We start from the raw sequence: 20,532 nt of genomic DNA, 5'->3' as shown, positions 1-20,532 counted from the left end.
CTTTAATTTTGGGCTTACTGTTGGAGTTTCCAGTCTTGAGGTTCGTAGTATTTATCGATGATTGTATTTGTTATTCCATCGACAAGGTTCAAAGCACCATTGTATCCGATGATTGGTCTTCTTTGGTATCCTACTCTATCATATACTGGGTATCCTACTCTGTAGAGTGGTATTCCGAGGTCTTTTGCCATCAATCTACCATCTGAGTGGCCAATCAATAAATCGACTGGGTTTTCTTTTAAGTAAACATCCAATGCTCTTAAATCTTGTCCAGAAAGTGCATCGATATCTTCGTCTGATTCTTTAGCTACTTTTTTCAAATCATCAATAAAGTAGTCATTTTTAGCTCCGGTACATACCACTTTAGGAATCATTCCAAGTTCTGTTATGAATCTTGCCATTCCTACTGTTATTGATGGGTCACCGTAAATTGCTACTGTTCTTCCGAATAAGTATCTTGATGCAACGTCTGCCATTGCGTCAATTACAATACCTCTTTCGTCAAGGATTTCTTCAGTAACGTCATTTCCTGTGAATTTTTTAACGGTTCTTATGAAGCTGTCGGTATTTTTAATACCAATTGGTGCTTCGCTCACTTTTGAAGGCATGTTGTATTTTTTCTCAAGTGAAGCAGGAGCACTGCTTGCATAGTTAGCAAGTGAAATTGTACCAAGTGAATTTGCACAGTCTTGAATTTCTGCAACAGTTGTTCCACCTTTTTGGTAGTAAGGGGTTTTCTCAGCAACTGAAGGTCTGAGTGGTGAATCAAATGGATCAGATGTATCAGTAAGTAATATACCTTCAACTCCCATGAGTGAAAGCATGTGTTTTACCTCTCTGATGTCTCCAGGGTTTACAATTCCTGGAACGATATTTAATTTTCCATTTTCTTCATCTTTTGGTTCAGCTAAGGTATCAACAATTGCTTTTATTGCATTGTCGTATCCTTTGTACTGGTGTTCAACGAAACTTGGGGTGTTAATCTGAACAATTTTTATTTTTGAAGCAGCTTCTTCACCCATTTTTTTGATAATTTCTTGTTTAGCGGTTTTAATGAAACCACCAACGTCATCTCCGATGATTTCACTTGAACAGGTTGTTACAACACCCATTACATCAGGTTTGAATCTTTGTGCCAAGTTTCCAAGACCGGAAATCAGGTTTTTTCTTCCACCAAATACTGCTGCATCTTCGTGAAGTGAAGTTACTGCAATATCTGCAGGTTCCCTATAGTGTCTTGAGAATCCGTATCTTACGAATGTTGAACATCCCTGTGATCCGTGAACTAAAGGCATTCCTCTATAAATTCCCATTACTGCATACATTGCACCTAATGGCTGGCAGGTTACGAGCGGGTTGATTACTGAAGTTCTTTCTTTTTTGATTACGTTTAATTCACTCATTTGTATCACCTGGCTCTTCGTCTTCAAATTCCATTAAACTCCAAGCTGGGTTGTAGATTGCTGTGTAAATATCTTTTGCAAGGTTTACGAATCCTTCAAATCCAATGTATGGACCGTTTTCGTAAGAGTGTATCATTACTGAAGATACTCCTAATTTGTGGAAGAAATATTTCTCTTTGATACCTCCAAGAACTATATCTGGGTGGTATTTTTCAACTACTTCTTCCATTTCAAGGGTGTTCGGGTCATCAATGATAATTGTACCATCTTTTGCCCTTTCTTGCATTTTTTCGTATCCATCTTCGTGTTCGAAAAGACCTGAAAGTGCTACCACGTCCATTCCTAAGTATTCTTCAAGTGGTTTAGCTAAGTGCCAGCTTTTTGGCCCTCCTGCTGAAATCCAAACTTTTTTACCCTGTAATTTTGATTTGTAGAAATCAATTTCAGGCTGGATTTTTTCCATTTCTTTTTTAATAACAGCTTCAGCTTCAATTTCTTTTCCAAAGAATTTACCTACTGTTCTTAAGTTTTCAGCACAGTATTCTGGTCCGAAGAAATCTACTTTAATATATGGAACACCGTATTTTTCTTCAATTAATTTTGCTACGTATGTTGCAGATCTTTGGCATCTTACAAGGCTTAGTTTTGCTTTGTGCATCCAGCAGAGCTCATCGTGGCATGCATCTCCTGTGAATTTACTGAGAACCCTAATGCCCATAGCATCGAAGTATTTTTCAAGAACCCAGTAGTCACCATCGATGTTATATTCTCCAATGAGGTTGATGTCGTAATCAGTTGTTTCAAGAGGTTCTTTTGTTCCAACTAATTTTTCGAATATCGTGAAGTTTCCTACGTGGTGTCCTTTTGATTGTGTTGGTCCTGCAAATCCTGGAGCGTTGAACGCTACAACATCTTTTCCAAGTTCTGCTTGCATTTCTTTACATACTGCATCTAAGTCGTCTCCGATAAGACCTGTTGTACATGTTGCGTAAACATAGATTGCATTTACGAATGGGTACTCTTTTGCACCTTCTCTAATTGTTGCTTTAAGTTTTTTCATTCCACCAAATACAACATCGGATTCACTTAAGTCTGTTCCGACAATGTGTTTGAGGTTGAAATTTTCAACTGGGAATGTGCTTCCATCAGGCATTGTTGAGTTTGTTGGGTATCTTTTTGTTGTACCGTTTCCGTATGCGGAACATCCAACAGGCGAGTGTACTACTTGTAGTACGTCTTTTATTGCACCAGTAATCACACCTTTTACCCCTGCAAAAGCACAGCCTCTTTCGGTCATACTTCCTGGGATTGTGGTGGTATTACATTTTTGGCAATGTCCGTTTGTATCTTTTGAATCTTTGATGTAAACGTGTTGTTCTCTTTCAGGAATATCTTTATCTACATCCAATAAACAGAATGGCATGTTCGCTCTCCTAAAAAATTTTTAAAGGGTATATTTATTCGGGGTTAATTTAATTAAAGTGCAGATTCTCCTCTTTCAGAGGTTCTTACTGTGATTATATCCTCAATTGGGCAAACGAAAATTTTTCCGTCACCATATTGACCAGATTTGTTAACTTTCATAATTGCTTCAACTACGAGGCTTGCATCCTCATCGGGAACAATTAATGTCATCATTGTTTTTGGGATGTATCTCATGTCACCAGGCTGGTTTAACAATTCTTTGTTGTCGATTTCGAATCCGAGTTCTCCAACAATTGCTTTTTGTTTTCCTCTTCCAAGAACTCTGTTTGCAGTCATTGCTGGAAATCCAAGGCCTTCGAGGACATTTTTTGTTGCAGCCATTTTACTTGGCCGGATTATTGCGATTATCTCTTTCATAGAATCACCTTATAATCCGCATGATCTTGTTCTAACGGTGTATGCTTCCTCTACAGGACTTATGAATATCTTACCGTCACCAAAGCTTCCGGTGTATGCAGTTTTTGTAACTGTTTCAACAACGCTTTCTGCTGCATCGTCTTCAACTACAATCATTAGCATTGTTTTTGGAAGTTCATCGTAGTAGATTTGGTCGATTTTAATTCCTTTTTGTTTTCCTCTTCCGATAACGTCCATTTTTGTTAAAGCTACGCATCCGGATTCAGCGAGTGCATCTACAACTTCTTCAGCTTTACTTGGTCTGACTACTGCTCTAATCATTTTCATTTTTTGCCCTCTTGAAAATTTAAAGTAAGTAATTTAGTGTATTTAATCTAAGAAACCGTATTTTGAAGTTAATTCTTCTAATTCGTCCATTGTCATTGGGTTTGGAATTACAAGGTTTTTGTTGTCAATGATTTTTTGTGCAAGTGCTTTGTATTCCAATGCTTGGTTACATGAGTCATCGAAGTCAACAACAGCCATTTTCTGGAACTCTGCTTTTTGAACGATGTTGTCTCTTGGAACGAAGTGGATTAATTGTGTTCCAATTTTGTCACAGAATTCTTGTAATAATTCAAGTTCACCATCTACGTTTCTACTGTTACAGATGATTCCTCCAAGCCTTACACCACTTTGTTCTGCGTATTTAACCATTCCTTTACAAATGTTGTTTGCAGCGTAAAGAGCCATCATTTCTCCTGATGCTACAACGTAGATTTCGTCTGCTTTACCATCTCTTACAGGCATTGCGAATCCACCGCATACAACGTCCCCTAAAACATCGAAGAATACGTAGTCAAGGTTGTCTTCGTAAACACCTTGTTGTTCCATGAGTGTAATTGCAGTGATAACACCTCTACCTGCACATCCCACTCCTGGCTCAGGTCCTCCTGATTCTACACATTTTACGCCACAGAATCCGACGTCGATAACTTTTTCAGGAGTACATTCTTCTTCCCCTTTTTCTCTTAATGTATCCATCATTGTTGTTTGCTGTTTACCGTGCAAGATTAACCTTGTACTGTCTGCTTTTGGGTCACATCCGTGGATCATAACTTTTTTGTCGTGAAAGTAAGCCATTGCAGCTACTGTGTTTTGTGTGGTGGTTGATTTTCCAATTCCACCTTTTCCGTAAATTGCGATTTTTCTTACCATTTTTTAGGCCTCTATATATTGTTGTCTTTCGGAAATTTATTTCCGATCTTTTAGTTATTATACGGAAGCTTCTTTCCGGTGAACTATCCTATACTACTATTCAATATATAAAGTTTTCGATCCAATCAAAAAAATAAGGTTGATACCCCAATAAAAACTAAAAAAACGTCCTGTAATTCTTTTAAATTAACTTTTAAGAAAAAAAGTAATGAATAATAATTAATAATTGGAAAATTTATCGAAATATAATTAAATTTTCATAAAGTACATAATATATTAATCTTAAAAATTAGATAATATCATATGAAACATTGTTTTGGAGGGATTTGAAATGGTGTTTAAAATTCCTAAAATGGCTCGTGAAGAGTACGATTCACTTATAGAGAAAAATTATATTTCAAGAATTGCATTTTTGGGACCAAAGTATCCATACATTGCACCATTTTTATATGTATTTAACGAAAATAATATTTACTTTCTTTCGACAAAATATGGTCGTAAAATTGATCTTTTGAAAAACAACCCCTACGTTTCTGTTGAAATTGAAAAATTTTCAGAAGATATGTCTTGTTATAAATTTATAACACTTCAAGGAAAAATTGTTCCAGAATATCACTTGGAAAAAAAGAAAGAAATTAGAAATCAGTTTGTAAATTTAATTATTTCAAAAAATTTATCAAATATGGTTTTAGAAGCACTTGGACAGAACCCTGATGATCCAATAGATAGTTTAATTACTGCAGATAACACTTATGTTTGGAAATTAACTGAAGTAGAAGACATTGTTGCATTAAAAAACAGTGAATAATTACCAAACAAAAAAACTTAATATAAATATAACAGTATGTACTTTGGTGAATTTAATGTATTATTGTGCACTATGCAATATAAAAGCCTGTAAATCGGGCGAACCTGAAAAAATGCCGAAAAAATGTCCAAATTCTAATGAAATAGTTGAAAAAAGTAAAGAATTATATTTAAAAGAAGAAAATGAAAAAATTGCATATAATTCCGCACTTGTAGAATCAGAAGGATACTGTAAACTTACGCGAATTGAAGAAACTATTTTGTTTGCAAAAAAAATGAATTATAAAAAGCTTGGAATTGCATTTTGCACCGGACTTTCAAATGAAGCTAAAGTTTTACAAAACATATTTTTGGATCATGATTTTGAAGTTGAATCAGTTATCTGTAAGGCCGGAAGCATTCCTAAAGAATTCCTAAAAATAACCGAAAATGAAAAAGTTCACGAATTTGAATTTGAAGCCATGTGTAACCCTATCGGCCAAGCATTATTTTTAAACGAAACAAAAACAGATCTAAATATCATACTCGGGCTCTGTGTGGGACACGATTCACTATTTATAAAATATTCAAAAGCGCCAGTTACAATAATTGGTGTTAAAGACCGGGTTTTAGGACATAATCCTTTAGCGGCCATTTATACCGCAAATAGCTACTATAAGGAAAGATTATTTAAAAATAAAAAATAAATATTTATTTTAGATAATTTCCACATCTTTCTTTATGGTAGACTATGAAAAAAATTGTTTTTTCAGCAGTTATTTTTTTTATAATGCTTTCTGGATGCATTGAAGATTCGGAAATAGTTAGTGAAGACTTTAATATTTTAACGAATTTTGAAACCCTAAATGCAGATATAAACTCAGAAACTTTTGAAAATGGCGATGAATTAACGATTAATGGTATTTTAATTGGAAAAAGCTCTGAAGTTAATATTGAAATTTCAAAAAATGGAAGTCCAAATTATATTATTTCAGAAAATGTTTCCCTTTCAAATTTGATGTTCGAATTTAAAATAAATACAAAATCTCTTGAAGCAGACCAGTATTCTGCTAAAATAACTACGCCATCTGGAACTTGCAAAATTTTAAATTTTGAAGTAATAGAAAATGAAAACTATGCCCTAAATGACAATTACGAATCGTTAAGCGAACAATATTGCCCAGACACCCATGAAAACTATTACTCTAGAAATTATTCATGGGATTACGACAATAAAAAATGGCATTTGGAATTATCACTCTCAAAATCAGCTTATGAATATTATAAAAATAAACCTCACAATCGTGAAGACAATTATGCACAATATGCACTCTCAGATTATGATAAAACATGCCTTGACATGATGATCCAGAGTTTTGAAGAAGCTTCACTTAAAAATGAGTATTCTAAATACGATGAAGCACTTTTCATAGCCTCTTTTGTACAGTCTTTAGATTATACTTCGGATAATGAAACCACCGGATTTGACGAATACCCCAGATACCCGTTAGAAACACTCGTTGATATGGGTGGAGATTGTGAAGATAAATCAATACTGGCTGCTGCACTTTTAAATGAGCTTGATTACGATGTTGTACTCATAGATCTTTCAGACCACATGGCAGTAGGCATTGGTTGTGATGGGGAAGTTTATGGATCGTACTATGAATATAACGGCAAAAAATACTATTACCTGGAAACTACCGATAAAAACTGGGTTATTGGAGAAATTCCTGAAGAATATCGGGATGAAAAAGTAATAATTAGACCTTTGATTCAAATTCCTCGCATAATTATGAATTTTTTTGCTGAAAGAATTGCTTACGATAGAACTTACGTATACTATAATGTAACATGCAACTTAGAAAATTTAGGCCCTGGAACTGCAAAAAATCCCAAAGTAAATATTGCTGCAATTGCAATTGAAAAAGGAGAAAACTATATCTGGAAACCAGATATCACGGTAGAACTAGAAAATTATGAAGAAGGAGATTATGGTGTTGTTAATTCCATATTAAAAATTCCAAGAAATAAAGTAACAAAAATCCAATGTACAATATACGGGGACAATTTTAAAACAGTTGAAGTATCTTCAGAAGAATTCAACACGTAATCAACACTATTTCAGTTTAAAATTACTCTTTTTTAAATTATTTGCAATAGTTCCAAAAAACATTACCAAAATAATTATTATTACTATTTTTGAAGAAAATAAAAACATTGACAGGAATGAAACCGCCAAAAATATTGCAAATCCCTTTTCAAGTAAATTATCAAAAACTTTTATCGATGCAATTGCAGCCATGATTATATTACTAATTAAAAATGCATTTACTGCCGCAATTATTCCCGTAAGCGAAATTAAATCTAAATATACTGCAAATAATGTCAAAAAGTTTGTAAAAACCATTAATAATATTCCTGAAAGAGGAGCATTTGTTTTTGACCGGTATTTAAAAATTTTTGGAAATACTTCTGCCCGAGCCTGTGCATAAACTAATCTTGATGCACCGCCAATTAACATTAGAAAACTACATAAACAAAGCCCTGTTATCGTAATTGATAATATAATGCTTGAATAATCCCCAAATAACGGGTACAATATTAATGAAAGTCCTGAAATTGGATTTATGGGTCCTAATTTTTCTACATCCAATACCTGAAGGGCCCCTGAAACTATTAAATAAACTACAGACATTGCAATTACACTTAAAAGTGCTGCCGTTGGAATTGTTTTTTTGGGATTTTCAACTTCCAAACTGTAATTTCCAAGAATTTCCCAGCCAATAATTGACCAAAACATTATCAAAAACGAATATCCTATATCGATTGTATTTATCGCAGTTTCGGTAAACAAAACTTCTTTTCTGTAAAATAAAATTGTAAAAAGTCCGCCAACTACCAGTATTGTGGAAATTACTGAGGAAATAATCATTGAAATTTTACCTACCGAAGAAATATTTCTTGAAAGGATTATTCCGCCAATTATCATTAAAATTGCTGAATAAAACTCTGCTCCAAACATGAAATTTGAAAATAATACTGAAAGATATTCACCTGCAACCATTATCACAACTAATGGCCCCATTGCTAACGCAATAAGCAGATAATAAGCATTTAGATCCTTATAGGATTTTCCAAAAGAATGACCAACTACCTCAGTTAATCCAGAATCCCCTGGAAATTTTAAACATAATTTACTTGCAAAATATGCAAAAATTCCACCAATGACCATCATGATTACCCATGCAAATATGGAATAATCTTTTAAAATATCGTAAACTATTGGCGGTATTATAACAATTCCTGATCCAAGTATTGGCCCCACAATAAGTCCGCTGAGGGTGCAGGGCCCTAATTTTTTAGAACTCATAATTTTTCACATTATTAACTGATATTACTTTGTAGAAAGTGCCAGCTGAATCCCAATTACACCAAAAATCCCTGCTTTAGCAATATTAATATATTTTCCAAATTTCTGACTTTTTAATATTTTTTCTCCAAAAAAGCTCGAAAAAACTGCAACAGCTGAAAAAATTAAAATTGCCTGTAGCATGAAAACTAAACCCAAAATTATCATCTGAATCGAAACACTTCCAGAATTTAGATTTACGAATTGCGGAAGAAATGCAAGGAAAAATAACGAAATCTTGGGATTTAATAAATTCATAAATATTCCTTTTTTATAAAGTGCCATTTTATCTAATTTAACCACTGATTCAGAAACTAATGCAGATTTATCACATAATACAGTTACTGCAAGATATAATAAATACAAAGCTCCCAGATATTTCACAATTGTAAATGCTACGGCAGAATTATAAATTATTGCAGAAATTCCAATTGCGGCTGCAGTAGTGTGAACTATTAATCCAGTACATAACCCGAGTGCAGTTGAAATTCCAGCCCATTTTCCCCGAGATATACTTTGAACCGTTACAAATAGTATATCCGGCCCTGGAAGAATAGTTAGTGCAGCTGATGCAATTAAAAAATAAAATAACTGAGTAGTTTCGATCATCACGACACCATAATTTTTTAGGTTTTTAGTTATGTATTTATGATATTTAACCCCTACGGCCAGTTTCAACGTATTTCAATTAATCAATCTTTTAAAAAATAGATTTTGGATTCAAATAAACATTTATAGGACTAAATTTATAATTAAATACATAAAAACTTCATAACTACAATAATTGAATGAAATGGGGCTGAATGGACATAATATACATATTCATTTAAGAAAGTATTTCAAAAGGTGGGGGACTTTGGCAAATACTGAAACTGCTGTTTTTGGCATGGGTTGTTTTTGGAGTGCAGAAGAATTATTTAGGCACGTTGATGGCGTAATTTCAACAGAAGTAGGGTATATGGGTGGCAATGTTAAAAATCCAACGTATGGTCAAGTCTGTCGTGGAAAATCTGGGCATATTGAAGTTGTTAAGGTGAGTTATGATTCGAAAATAATAACTTATGATGATTTATTAGAACTATTTTGGAAAAATCACGACCCGACAACACCAAACAGACAAGGTTGGGATGTTGGGGAACAGTATTCCTCCCATATATTCTATTTTACTGATGAACAACGAATTGTTGCTGAAAAATCCCTTGAAAAAATGCAATGTTATATGGATTTAAAAATAGTAACTGCAATTAAAAAAGCGAGCGATTTTTTCCCTGCTGAAGAGTATCATCAAAAATACTTCATGAAAAAAAATAATTGCATTTTAAATTTTTAAATCTAATTTTATCCAATTTGGCGGCAGATGATATGTTTTTTAGAAAAATTGGGGCTATTTTAATTATATTAATGATATTCACAGGATTTTCGTTATATAATTCAAAAAAAATTTCCGAACAGATTTTATCTCGCGAACCAGTAATTTTTGAAATTCAAGGCAATAGTGCCATAATGGTTGGAATAATTAACGAAAATATCGTCTATGAAGTAGAAAATCTGGTGGAAAATTATCCAGAAGTTAAAACAATTGTAATGTTAAATGTTCCCGGATCAGTAAACAGTAATGCAAATTTCAAAGCCGCAAGAATCGTTAGAACCAATAATATCAGCACAATTGTTCCAAAAAACGGATATATTGCATCAGGCGGAACTGTTTTTTTCTGTGCAGGCGTTAACAGAACAATTGAAGAAAATGCAAGAGTTGGAGTCCATTCGTGGAAAAATGAATTTATAACGGATGCTTCAAACATACCCCGGAATAATCCAGTTCACAAACCATATGTTGAATATTTCAAAGAAATGGGGATTTCTGAAGAATTCTACTGGTTTATGATTAGTTCAGCACCGTCTTTTGGAATGTACTACTTAAATGATTATGAAATAAAAAAATACGGGCTTATTACAAATTAATTTAAAAAATTAAAAAAAGAAACTATTTAAAAATTTTTAAGTCTTGAAGTTTTTATTTCTGCAATTTTTAAAAAACCAATCAACGCAATTGCTCCGATCGCCCCAAATTTGGAAATTTTAAGTAATAATTCGTTTCCAAAACATATTGAACAGGCACTCGTAATCATAACGCAGTATTCTGTAAAAATATCAGGATTGAGTATCTTAAAAATAAAGTAAAACGTTGTAACAATCAGTATTGGAGTAGTTACAATCAACGCAACATACTCCCTGATTTTGGGGCCTGCGTAGTTCATAAAACCACCCGCGGTTGTATGTTTTGATATTTAATTATAGGGATATATATAATTTGCCCATTTTTAGGCCTAAAATTTAACTTTATCATGTGAAATGTCCAAAAAAATAGTCATTGAAATGGAAGTTTGAATAGACTTGTTGATATTTTGATATTTTAAAAACTAAGTTTTTTTAAAAAATTAAATGACCATTTACATATAATGTCCCGTTAAAAACAACTATATAATAATAAAAACATGATATTTTACCCGACTTAAATCAAAAAATTAATATTTCATGCTGTTAAATTATTAGTACATAATTTAAAAAAGGATTTTTATGAACCTCAGACAAAATTTACAGGATATTTCTAGATTCTTAATTTATACAAATAATGCAATATTTATCCTCGTTTCGTACGCCATTTTCAAAATTTACACATTTTTAATTAACGATAAATCTAAAATAGAACAAATAGGAAACATTTTATGGCTTATTTGGTTTTTGAGCTCATTTTTAATAACATTTTTCTTTGCATACTTTGAAATATTGAATAATTTCAATGATTTGACAATATTATTCGATTGGAAGTTTTTAGGAAATACCGTTGTTCCAATCATAACACTATTATTTGGGAATATTAAAAACGGATTACTCGAAAAATGGAAGCGAATATCTGAATAACTTAAAAAAAGATTTAAAATTAAAATTAATCTCTACTTCTTAATTTTGCAAGCAACCTTAAGATTTCAAGGTATAACCAGATCAAAGTTACCATCAATCCAAATGCCCCATACCATTCCATGTATTTTGGTGCACCATATTTTTCACCTTGTTCAATAAAGTCAAAATCCAAAACAAGGTTTAATGCCGCGATTATCACTACAAAAAGGCTGAATAATATTCCAACTGGCCCGCTACCAAATATTAACGGTATTGGTATTCCAAATAAACCCAAAAGTAATGAAATAATATATATTAAAGCAATTCCACCTGTTGCAGCCACAATTCCCAATTTAAAGTTTTCTGTCGCACGGATTAATTTCGACTTGTACGCAAGTAAAAGGCTGAATAAAACTCCAAACGTTGCAATAACTGCCTGAAATATAATTCCAGGATACATTAACTCGAAATATCCTGAAATAATTCCTAAAAATAGCCCTTCAAATACACAGTAAAACGGAACTGTCATTGGTGCCCATTCCTTTTTAAATATCGTTGCAAGTGCCATTACAAATCCTAAAATTGGAGTTAATATCATTAAAATACCAGAATATGGGCCAAAAAATAATACGTCCCATGAAAAATATGCACAAATCGATACGATTCCAAGAGAAATTATTGTTTTATTTACAGTTCCATTTATTGTCATTTGATTTTGTCCGTAGGTATTAAATCCAGTAAATGTATCATTTGAAAGAGCAGGATTACTTGTTCTCATATTTATCGCCATAAATTGTTTAATTTAAATATAAATGTTAAAATATATATTTTCTTTGAAATTTTAAAATAGATTTTATTAATATAAATAACAAAATTGATTAAAAAAAGAAATTAACTTCGTTTAAGATTTCTTAAAACTTTTCTACCTTCATTCGATAAATTAAATACTACAACATTTTCATTCATTCTAACTTCAATTATTCCTAAATCCATTAATACTGCAAGATCTTTTGAACTTATTTTAACATTTTCTTTTGTTAAAATTACTTCAGAAAATCCGTTATCATTTATGTATTCAAGCGCCTCTAACACTCCCTCTTTCATAAAAATTTCTTCCAAAATACCACCGCTTGTTGATAGTTATTATTACCTATTTCATAAATATGGTTAACTATTTTTAAACCTTTGTATAACAACATTATAATTGGCACGTATTAAAAAGTTTATTTCAAATTTAATTCTTCTTTCAATATTTCAAAGAGTTTTTGCATTGAAAAGTAGTTTCCGATAATTATTATCGGCTTGTAACCTGTGACATATAATTTAATCTGTGTCGAAAACAGTGCTGCAATAAAAATTAAAACAGTCATTATTGTATGATAAGCCTTTAAATCAAGAATCGTATAGTACAAAGAATAACTTACCTCTTTTGAAACCATTAATAAAATATTTGAAGATATATACCACAAAAATCCAATCAATAGCACGATACAGTTCCCACGAGTATCAATTTCAAGAGCTGATACATCATTTACCTTAGCAGAAATATTTTGAAAAATGTTTTTCATAGTAAATATATTTTCATAAACAGTAATTTTTGTAAAACCCTGTCTGTAATCCATGTTGAACCACTTTTAAAAATTATTAATTAAATTATCTTAAAAAAAGAATTTAAAATTTTGTTTTTTTTTTGAAATAATACAAAAACAATAGTATTTGAAGCACTATCTAAATTAGGAGCTTTTGAGTTTTTGCTGAACCTATTTCATAAAAATAAGCTTTGAAAAATCATGGAAGGTTATCATCCAATTTATAGTTATGATATTACCGAGTAAAAATGTTTGGAAAATGTAAAATAGCACATACTGTGTTTTAATTACTTTGATAATTTAAAATCGTTTTAATTTTGATCAAAAAATAAAAAAAATAGATGCGGTTTAAAAACATGGTGTTTTGCATGAAGAAGAAAAACAGCTTTCATACAAAACATATCTTTTCTCAATATTTCCCTTTGCACAATAAGCACATGGAACTATTTTTTCCGTGTTTATTCGACTTTAATATATCCCCCTTAACCCCCGGAACCAGTTATTCCGAGGTAATATATATTTTAAAAATCCTCGTATTTAAATTTAGGGTATTTTTGGTTGAAAATAGAAAGTGTAACAATTAATCGTATTTAGTACATATTTGTTTTTTAATAAATTACTAAAATAACCATAAAATAACTCTTGAAAACATTTTAAAAATAAAAACTCCAACATTGTTAAAATGATCATTGATTAAGATTTAGATCTAAAATAACAATCTAGATCTAAATTTTGATCAATTTGATCAAAAATGCACGGTGTGAGCACCATTATATCCCGTTCCCAGCATAACTAGATCGAACTTAAATATATAGTTTTGTATAAATGATCCCAAAACAACAACATAATAGTTAAAAGATAAAATAATATGGCATAATTGAAAAATTAAAAGTAAATTTGAATTAATAATAAGACTTTAAATTTAATTTAAAAATTTTTGATTAGTGGCCCCGATAAAACTTGGAACAAAAATATGACACGAAATTTGATCTTAAAAAAATCAAAAGAATTGTTTCTTGAAAAAGGTTATAGTGAAACATCCCTTTCAGAAATTGCAAGAGCCTGCAATATTTCAAAAGGGGGCATTTACCACCATTTCGAAAGAAAAGAGGACCTTTATATAGAAACAATGATCTCGATACTCGAAGAAAATGGAAAAGCCGTCATATCGAGTATTGAAAATGAAACCCGCTTTGAAAACGCTATTTTTGAAGCCATAGAACAGGCAATTATAATAAGGACCAAATACATCAATAACTACAATAAAGATTGTGAAAAAACCGCATACTTCGGACCGGTTTCCGATGCAATCAAAAAATTCCCCGAAATTTGGGAATTCAATAATAATATATATAAAAACGCAATAGATACATTGGTTAACAAAATAATCTTGGCACAGGAAACAGGAGAAGTTAAAAAAGAATTAGATCCATATTCCGTTGCATTCCATTTTTGCTCAATATTTGAAGGCATACACCTAGTTTCATATTATACCAACCAAAAATTTGAAGATAAATCTAGACTGGTAATTAGTTCTTTTTGGGAACTTATAAAGAATTAATTTTTTATATAAAAAAAAACCGGCCGGGCGACCGGTAAATAACATAATCATAATAGGGCGGTGAAAATTTATGGATAATATATTTGAACTTGGATTTTCAGTATTTACTGACAATGCGCATACATCGTTACTTAGATATCTTTTAAAGTATGAAAAAGCTGAAAAGAAAGGTTTTGAAAATATTAGCCCGCGGGATGTAATGGAACTTGGTTTTGAAACTATGTTTATGTCGCAAGTATTTGAAAAAGAACTTTCAAAACTGGAAGTTAGCGGTCCCGAAAAACTTGCATTAAACATCGTTAGGAAATATAAACATCGGGAGTTTGTCCACCCAATTGAAAAAAACTACCTAGTATTTACAATATGGAGAAACAATGAAGGTTTTTTGAGATATACATTAGATAATATTAAAAAACCCCATAACGTAGAAAATGGCTTTGAAAAAGCAGACTGTTATTTAGTTCCGGCACTAGACGTTCTTCCACATTTAAGGCAGATATTTTTAAAAATTGCAATTGATAAAAACATATTTTAATAAAATAAAAAATTTTAGCAAATTTCATTTAATTTAATCTTCCTATTTTTCCAATCAGGCATTAATTCGGTTAAATAATTATAAAATTCCTTGCTGTGGTTTGGATATTTTAAGTGAGCAAGTTCATGAAACACGACATATTCAATACATTCTTTTGGTTTTTCGATTAATCTTTCATTTAATATAATTTTATTTTTATGAAAACTACAAGAACCCCATCGTTTTTTCATCTTTCTAACGGCAAAATCCGGTATATTTTTTGTAACTACCATATAACTATTTTTAAAAATTTCAAAAAGTTCAATTTCTGCATGTTTTCGGTAAAATTTTTGAATTATTTTTTTCTTTTTTTCAAAATCATCTATTTCTGAAATATGAAGATTAAAATAACCGTCCAAAATTTCCAAGCCTTCTTTTTTTGAAAGGTGAATTTTTAAAACGTAATTCTCCCCAAGATACTTGAATATTTCCCCGTCAACGTACCTTTTTTCAGCCGAGTTTGTATTCAACGATTCAAAATTATCAAGATGCTTTTTTATCCAGTTTTCCTTTTTCTTGATAAATGAATGGATATACTCATCAGAAACGTGTGGTGGTACCTTTAAAACAATCGAACAATCGGGATTTACAACCAGATACATGTTTTTGATTTTTTTACGGATTATTTTGACGTTTTCTATCATGTTATACCATTTAAATTAAAATAAATTATTTTTTAGATTTTTTAAGTTTTATTTGAAGTATAATTCCAATTACTAAAAATACAATCCCTAAATCTTTTAAAATCATGTAAATAATATTTAATTCCCCCATTTGTGATTTTAAAAATATTCCAAGCAGTATTGCAGATAAAAAGAATATAAATGCCATTAAATACGATTTAAATGGAGTGAATATCAAAATATCGCCTCATTTTACGAATAATATATTTCGTTCAAGAGTTTATAAAAATCTTTTGAAATTATAATTTAATATAGGAATTATCTTTAATTTATATTTATAATTTGTTTTAAAAATAAATTTGCGTGAAAAAAATGTCTAAAATCTATGCTGTTAGAAAAGGGCGAAAAACAGGACTATTTGAAACATGGGGCGAATGTGAAAATCAGGTCAAAGGATTTTCTGGAGCTGAATTTAAAAGTTTTACATCTAAAAAAGATGCAGAAATATATTTAAATCAAAAAACTGAAGAAAAACAAAATAATATACAGTCAAACGAATTTGAAAAAGATGTAATGTATGCATGGGTTGATGGAAGTTTTAATTTAAAAAATAAAGAATATGGGGCAGGAGTTCTAACAATATTCAACGGAATTGAAAAAGAAATTAAAGCTAAGGGAAATAATAAGGAGTTATCGAAAATGAGAAACGTTGCTGGCGAAATTTTAGCTTCAGAACTTGCAATGGAATATGCAGTTTCTAAAAATGTAAAAAATTTAATAATATACCACGATTATCTCGGAATTGAAAAGTGGTGTACTGGCGAATGGAAAACCAACAAGGAAGGAACCACCGAATATAAAGAAAAATGTAAAAATTATCTAAAAAAGTTAAATATTGAATTTGTAAAAGTTAAGGCGCATTCCGGCGATAAAAATAACGAAATTGCGGATAAACTGGCAAAAGAATCACTTTTGTAAAAAAAATAAAATATATTTTAAAAAAATAATTAAAAAAATTAAATCATTTCAACAAACGCTTCGAGTCTCGTTTTTATTTGCTCTTTATCACTTTCTGAATAGTCCGTTTCAATTCTAATAATTGGAATTCCTAAATTTTTGAGTTCTTTTTCAATTAATGCGCCTTCAACATTAAAGGTATGGCAGTATTGAAGAGTATAGTAAACAACTCCGTCAGCATTCTGTTCTTTTACAAGTTCTTTTATTCTTTCAATTCTGCTGTCATTTTTAAATGCTGATGCACAGTTGATTTTAAAGTACCGTTCTGCAAGGTCATCAATGGTATAACCGTTAACCAAATTATCAAATTTTCTGGTTCCAGTACAGGTTTCTTCGCCAACTACAAGTCCACCAACTTCTTCGATAATATCTACAATTTTAGTATTTCCTGCAACCATCGGGCATCCTGCAACCAGTATTCTTTTTCCAGAGTAGCCTTCGCCATTTTTAATCCGTTCTTCGAGTTCGGATATTAATTCTTTTAAAATTGCGATCCTATCGTTTATATTTAATAAAAATGACCTTTGAAATATTTTTAGTGCATCAGTTCCAGTTATTGGAGATGGAATTTTAGACCTTAATTCATAGAGTTTGTGTGATAACTTCCTTTCTTCGTTTTCTTCATCAATTGCTTCTTTTAATTTCTCTTCGGTAATTTCATTTCCAGTAAACTTTTCTACGTAATCTTTGAAATCGTAAACTTCTTTAAGCCATAATTCATACGATCTTTCGTCTTTAAAGTGTGGAAGATGCATAATATGCATTTCTGACATTTCTGCCATGTGTTCAAACATTTTTTTCTTTCCATCACACGTAGTTTCTCCAACAATAACGTCTGCAGCCTCAAAATAAGGGCATTTTTTATCTTTTTTGAAACCATATGAAGATTTAATCAGTGGACAAATGTTTCTTGGCAGATCTTCTTCTGCTGAAGGAATAGTAGATTCCTTTCCACCACAGAGTCCAACCGGAATTGCATCTGCCGCACATATAATTTCGGTTGGAACAAATACACAAAATCTACCAAATACTTTCTTTCCTTCGTTTTTTTCTCGATATAACTCATCTTTTCTTTTCGAATAGACTTCATCGAGCTTTTTGATGCTTTTTAATTCGTCCAAAATTTCACCGATTTTTATAGTTTAACCTATCTTCTAAGGTATTATTTAAATTCTTTTTCATTTTTTATAGTACTTAATATCTATTAGAATATCTATTAGTTGTAAAATAACTACTAAAATTTAATACCGTTATCAATATATATTCGTAATTAAATAGTCCAATGGAGGTCTTAGATTTTAAGATACCAAAAAAATTTAAAATAAATATTCTTGAGGTCATAAATGTTATCCAAAGACAACATCGGCAAAATGATGAAGTATAGATGGGTAATCTTTGCAGTTCTTGCGTTAGTTTACTTCTTTGTGTACTTCCACAGAGTATCGCCAGCAGTTATGGCTGGAGATCTTATGACAACGTTTGGAGTAGGTGCTACTTCAATGGGTCTACTCGGATCAGTTTATTTTTATGCATACGCACTAATGCAGATTCCTTCAGGGATAATGTCTGATAAATTCGGACCTCGAAGGGTCGTTGCTGTTTTTACACTTGTTGCAGCAGCAGGTGCAATCCTTACAGGTATTGCAACTGATTTTAACATGGTTATAATGGGAAGGCTTTTAATCGGTATCGGTGTAGCTGCAGTATACATTCCGATAATGAAAATGCTTTCAATCTGGTTTAGAAAAAACGAATTTGCTACCCAAAGTGGTATAATGCTCGCAGTTGGAAACGTTGGGGCATTATCCGCAGCAGCTCCACTTGCTTACCTTAACACGGCATTAGGTTGGCAGACAGTATTCATGGGGCTTGGTGTAGTATCAATTGCTCTTGCAATTCTTTCATACATTGTTATTAGAGATAAGCCATCAGAAATGGGTCTTCCAAATATTGAAGATATTGAAGCTTATGAAAATGGCGAAGCTGTTTCAACATCGGCAAAAACTGCGGAAAACATATCAATTATGGATTCTATTAAAATGGTTTTAGGTAAAAAATCATTCTGGCCTTTGTCAATATGGTTTTTCTTCTACTACGGATCATTAATGGCATACCAAGGACTTTGGGCAGGCCCATACTTCAAAGACATTTTAGGCTGGGACAAAGCAACATATGCAGGTCTTTTAACGTTTATCGGGATCGGTTTGATCTTAGGATGCCCTGTTTCAGGATACATCGCAGATAAAGTTTTAAAATCAAGAAAAAAGACATTAATTATCGGTACAATAATGTACACATTATTATGGTTTGCAGTCTGGTTCTTTAACGGAATGGACAATCCATTATTCTATAAAATCCTATACGTATTATTCGGATTCTTCGCAGGATTCTTCGTTGTATGCTACGGACAGGTAAAATCCCTATTCCCTATTTCGATAGCTGGAACATCTACATCAATCCTCAACTTCTTCCCATTCTTTGGTGGTGCAGTGCTCCAACAAGTTTGTGGTTTAGTAATCGCAAGCTACGGGCTTAATGCATTAGGGGGATTTACCAGTGCAGGATACCAGATGGCATGGTTATTACTTGCCGTTGGAATGGTTATTGCAACAATCTGTGTTTATTTCTCAGAAGAACAAGGACTTTAAGTCCATTAAATTTTTTCTTTTTTCTTTTTTAAAATTTAAAAATCAATTTAAACATGGTGGAATTTATGAAAAAAACATTTTCATGCATCAGCGACAATTTAGAAAAGATTCCAAAAGAATTAACTGAATCAAACAATTTAAAATTTCCAAATGTACATGAAAATCTTTCAGATATGGTGGAATTTTCAAAAATAATGAAAGAACACAAAAAAGACCTCTTTTGTAGAGTTCCATTCTGCATGACTGTTGAAGCAGAATCATTTGGTGCAAAAATTAATATGGGCGATGAAAAATATGGCCCAAGAGCTAAAGAATATGCTTTTAAAAATTTAGATGAGTTAGAAACCATAAAACCGATTGATTTAACTTCTGGCCGAATTAAAATAGTTCTTGATGCAGTCCATGCATTAAAAGAGTCGGGTGAAATCCCAATTCTTGCAGTTGAAGGGCCAATTACAATAATTTCCTCATTAATGGAGTCTAGAATTTTTTACAAAGAACTTAGGAAAAACCCCGAAAGAATGAATAATTTCTTAAATTTTTTAGAAGATGAAATTGTAAAATATATCCTATCGGGAATTGAAAATGGTGCTAAAATTATTTCTTTTGGAGATCCAGCAGGAAGCATTGATATAGTTGGTCCAAAAATCTTTAGGGAATACAGCGGAAAAATTGCTAAAAACATTATCGAAAAAGTAAAATCCAACGAAAAAAACTGTATTATTCACGTTTGTGGAAAAACGTCTGTTTCACTCGAAAATGAAGGAATGTATGAATTTAATCCAATAAATTGCAATTCTGAAACATATGGAAAAGCAATTTATGAAATAATCCGTGAAAACACAAAAACAAAGATTATCGGGCATAACTGCATCAAAAAATCAATTTATAAAATTCCAAAAAATACAATTTGGGAAATAAAAGAATAATATATTGTAAACGCTTTTAATACAAAATTAATAAATTATTATTTTAATTA

Annotated in this window: 24 protein-coding genes; 10 read left to right on the top strand and 14 right to left on the bottom strand. The window is 31.5% G+C overall.

Annotation, left to right across the window (positions count from 1 at the left end; translation table 11 throughout):
- Positions 1 to 14 precede the first annotated feature (14 nt).
- The 5 genes from HNP90_RS03660 to nifH are packed head-to-tail and all read right to left on the bottom strand — an operon-like array spanning position 15 to position 4,442.
- On the bottom strand, positions 15 to 1,403 hold the full coding sequence (locus tag HNP90_RS03660) for a nitrogenase component 1 (RefSeq protein WP_011976509.1): 1,389 nt from the start codon (positions 1,401 to 1,403) through the stop codon (positions 15 to 17).
- Positions 1,396 to 2,826, bottom strand: a complete 1,431-nt coding sequence (locus tag HNP90_RS03655) for a nitrogenase subunit alpha (protein WP_011976508.1) — start codon at positions 2,824 to 2,826, stop codon at positions 1,396 to 1,398. Before HNP90_RS03655 ends, HNP90_RS03660 begins: the two co-directional genes overlap by 8 nt.
- 53 nt (positions 2,827 to 2,879) lie before the next feature.
- On the bottom strand, positions 2,880 to 3,245 hold the full coding sequence (locus tag HNP90_RS03650; protein WP_011976507.1) for a P-II family nitrogen regulator: 366 nt from the start codon (positions 3,243 to 3,245) through the stop codon (positions 2,880 to 2,882).
- 9 nt (positions 3,246 to 3,254) lie between these two features.
- The gene (locus HNP90_RS03645) at positions 3,255 to 3,572 is read right to left on the bottom strand and encodes a P-II family nitrogen regulator (protein ID WP_011976506.1); all 318 of its coding nucleotides are present in this window, start codon (positions 3,570 to 3,572) and stop codon (positions 3,255 to 3,257) included.
- Between the two features lie 42 nt (positions 3,573 to 3,614).
- A complete protein-coding gene (nifH, locus tag HNP90_RS03640; RefSeq protein WP_011976505.1) occupies positions 3,615 to 4,442 on the bottom strand; it encodes a nitrogenase iron protein in 828 nt (275 codons plus the stop codon).
- A 331-nt stretch (positions 4,443 to 4,773) separates the two neighbouring features.
- On the opposite strand from nifH, the gene HNP90_RS03635 reads away from it, so the two are divergent.
- Genes HNP90_RS03635 through HNP90_RS03625 form a run of 3 tightly spaced genes read left to right on the top strand, consistent with a single transcriptional unit; the run spans position 4,774 to position 7,341 of the window.
- Complete coding sequence (locus HNP90_RS03635; RefSeq protein ID WP_011976504.1) at positions 4,774 to 5,250, top strand: pyridoxamine 5'-phosphate oxidase family protein; 477 nt, start codon at positions 4,774 to 4,776, stop codon at positions 5,248 to 5,250.
- A gap of 55 nt (positions 5,251 to 5,305) precedes the next feature.
- Positions 5,306 to 5,935 (top strand): DUF1847 domain-containing protein, encoded by a 630-nt coding sequence (locus HNP90_RS03630; protein WP_011976503.1) that lies wholly within the window; start codon positions 5,306 to 5,308, stop codon positions 5,933 to 5,935.
- A 44-nt stretch (positions 5,936 to 5,979) separates the two neighbouring features.
- Positions 5,980 to 7,341, top strand: coding sequence for a transglutaminase-like domain-containing protein (locus HNP90_RS03625; protein WP_011976502.1), 1,362 nt, complete (start codon positions 5,980 to 5,982; stop codon positions 7,339 to 7,341).
- A gap of 6 nt (positions 7,342 to 7,347) precedes the next feature.
- Here HNP90_RS03625 and HNP90_RS03620 read toward each other — a convergent pair whose 3' ends face one another.
- Complete coding sequence (locus HNP90_RS03620) at positions 7,348 to 8,601, bottom strand: APC family permease (RefSeq protein ID WP_011976501.1); 1,254 nt, start codon at positions 8,599 to 8,601, stop codon at positions 7,348 to 7,350.
- Between the two features lie 24 nt (positions 8,602 to 8,625).
- Positions 8,626 to 9,249 carry a LysE family translocator gene (locus tag HNP90_RS03615; RefSeq protein ID WP_011976500.1) on the bottom strand — a complete coding sequence of 208 codons (624 nt, stop codon included), beginning with the start codon at positions 9,247 to 9,249 and terminating at the stop codon, positions 8,626 to 8,628.
- 247 nt (positions 9,250 to 9,496) lie between these two features.
- Between HNP90_RS03615 and msrA the strand changes: the two genes are divergently transcribed.
- Positions 9,497 to 9,970 (top strand): peptide-methionine (S)-S-oxide reductase MsrA, encoded by a 474-nt coding sequence (gene msrA / locus HNP90_RS03610; protein WP_011976499.1) that lies wholly within the window; start codon positions 9,497 to 9,499, stop codon positions 9,968 to 9,970.
- 32 nt (positions 9,971 to 10,002) lie between these two features.
- Positions 10,003 to 10,602, top strand: coding sequence for a COG3904 family protein (locus tag HNP90_RS03605; RefSeq protein ID WP_011976498.1), 600 nt, complete (start codon positions 10,003 to 10,005; stop codon positions 10,600 to 10,602).
- A gap of 26 nt (positions 10,603 to 10,628) precedes the next feature.
- On the opposite strand, the gene HNP90_RS03600 is transcribed toward HNP90_RS03605, so the two are convergent.
- The 4 genes from HNP90_RS03600 to HNP90_RS03585 form a co-directional block, all read right to left on the bottom strand.
- A complete protein-coding gene (locus HNP90_RS03600) occupies positions 10,629 to 10,898 on the bottom strand; it encodes a hypothetical protein (RefSeq protein WP_011976497.1) in 270 nt (89 codons plus the stop codon).
- Between the two features lie 689 nt (positions 10,899 to 11,587).
- Entirely contained in the window at positions 11,588 to 12,319 is a 732-nt protein-coding gene (locus HNP90_RS03595) for a Bax inhibitor-1/YccA family protein (protein ID WP_048060396.1), read from the bottom strand.
- Positions 12,320 to 12,432: 113 nt separating this feature from the next.
- Complete coding sequence (locus tag HNP90_RS03590) at positions 12,433 to 12,660, bottom strand: hypothetical protein (RefSeq protein WP_011976494.1); 228 nt, start codon at positions 12,658 to 12,660, stop codon at positions 12,433 to 12,435.
- A 104-nt stretch (positions 12,661 to 12,764) separates the two neighbouring features.
- Positions 12,765 to 13,163, bottom strand: a complete 399-nt coding sequence (locus HNP90_RS03585) for a hypothetical protein (RefSeq protein ID WP_011976493.1) — start codon at positions 13,161 to 13,163, stop codon at positions 12,765 to 12,767.
- 940 nt (positions 13,164 to 14,103) lie between these two features.
- On the opposite strand from HNP90_RS03585, the gene HNP90_RS03580 reads away from it, so the two are divergent.
- Positions 14,104 to 14,691, top strand: a complete 588-nt coding sequence (locus HNP90_RS03580; RefSeq protein ID WP_011976492.1) for a TetR/AcrR family transcriptional regulator — start codon at positions 14,104 to 14,106, stop codon at positions 14,689 to 14,691.
- A gap of 70 nt (positions 14,692 to 14,761) precedes the next feature.
- Positions 14,762 to 15,226 (top strand): hypothetical protein, encoded by a 465-nt coding sequence (locus HNP90_RS03575; protein ID WP_011976491.1) that lies wholly within the window; start codon positions 14,762 to 14,764, stop codon positions 15,224 to 15,226.
- A gap of 14 nt (positions 15,227 to 15,240) precedes the next feature.
- Here HNP90_RS03575 and HNP90_RS03570 read toward each other — a convergent pair whose 3' ends face one another.
- Positions 15,241 to 15,909 (bottom strand): M48 family metallopeptidase, encoded by a 669-nt coding sequence (locus HNP90_RS03570; protein WP_011976490.1) that lies wholly within the window; start codon positions 15,907 to 15,909, stop codon positions 15,241 to 15,243.
- A gap of 25 nt (positions 15,910 to 15,934) precedes the next feature.
- Positions 15,935 to 16,126: a hypothetical protein gene (locus HNP90_RS03565; RefSeq protein ID WP_048060395.1), complete on the bottom strand. Its 192-nt coding sequence runs from the start codon at positions 16,124 to 16,126 to the stop codon at positions 15,935 to 15,937.
- Between the two features lie 134 nt (positions 16,127 to 16,260).
- On the opposite strand from HNP90_RS03565, the gene HNP90_RS03560 reads away from it, so the two are divergent.
- Positions 16,261 to 16,866 (top strand): ribonuclease H1 domain-containing protein, encoded by a 606-nt coding sequence (locus HNP90_RS03560; protein ID WP_011976489.1) that lies wholly within the window; start codon positions 16,261 to 16,263, stop codon positions 16,864 to 16,866.
- Between the two features lie 38 nt (positions 16,867 to 16,904).
- Here HNP90_RS03560 and HNP90_RS03555 read toward each other — a convergent pair whose 3' ends face one another.
- Positions 16,905 to 18,026: a double-cubane-cluster-containing anaerobic reductase gene (locus tag HNP90_RS03555; protein WP_011976488.1), complete on the bottom strand. Its 1,122-nt coding sequence runs from the start codon at positions 18,024 to 18,026 to the stop codon at positions 16,905 to 16,907.
- 222 nt (positions 18,027 to 18,248) lie between these two features.
- Here HNP90_RS03555 and HNP90_RS03550 point away from each other — a divergent pair, with 222 nt between their 5' ends.
- Both HNP90_RS03550 and HNP90_RS03545 read left to right on the top strand, forming a co-directional pair.
- Positions 18,249 to 19,553: an MFS transporter gene (locus tag HNP90_RS03550; protein WP_011976487.1), complete on the top strand. Its 1,305-nt coding sequence runs from the start codon at positions 18,249 to 18,251 to the stop codon at positions 19,551 to 19,553.
- 65 nt (positions 19,554 to 19,618) lie between these two features.
- A complete protein-coding gene (locus tag HNP90_RS03545; protein WP_011976486.1) occupies positions 19,619 to 20,482 on the top strand; it encodes a uroporphyrinogen decarboxylase family protein in 864 nt (287 codons plus the stop codon).
- Positions 20,483 to 20,532 lie beyond the last annotated feature (50 nt).

The sequence above is a fragment of the Methanococcus maripaludis genome (genome assembly GCF_013760955.1).
In the GTDB taxonomy this organism is placed as follows: domain Archaea; phylum AGJL01; class Methanococci; order Methanococcales; family Methanococcaceae; genus Methanococcus; species Methanococcus maripaludis_A.
This window is presented reverse-complemented; position numbering and strand designations above follow the sequence as displayed.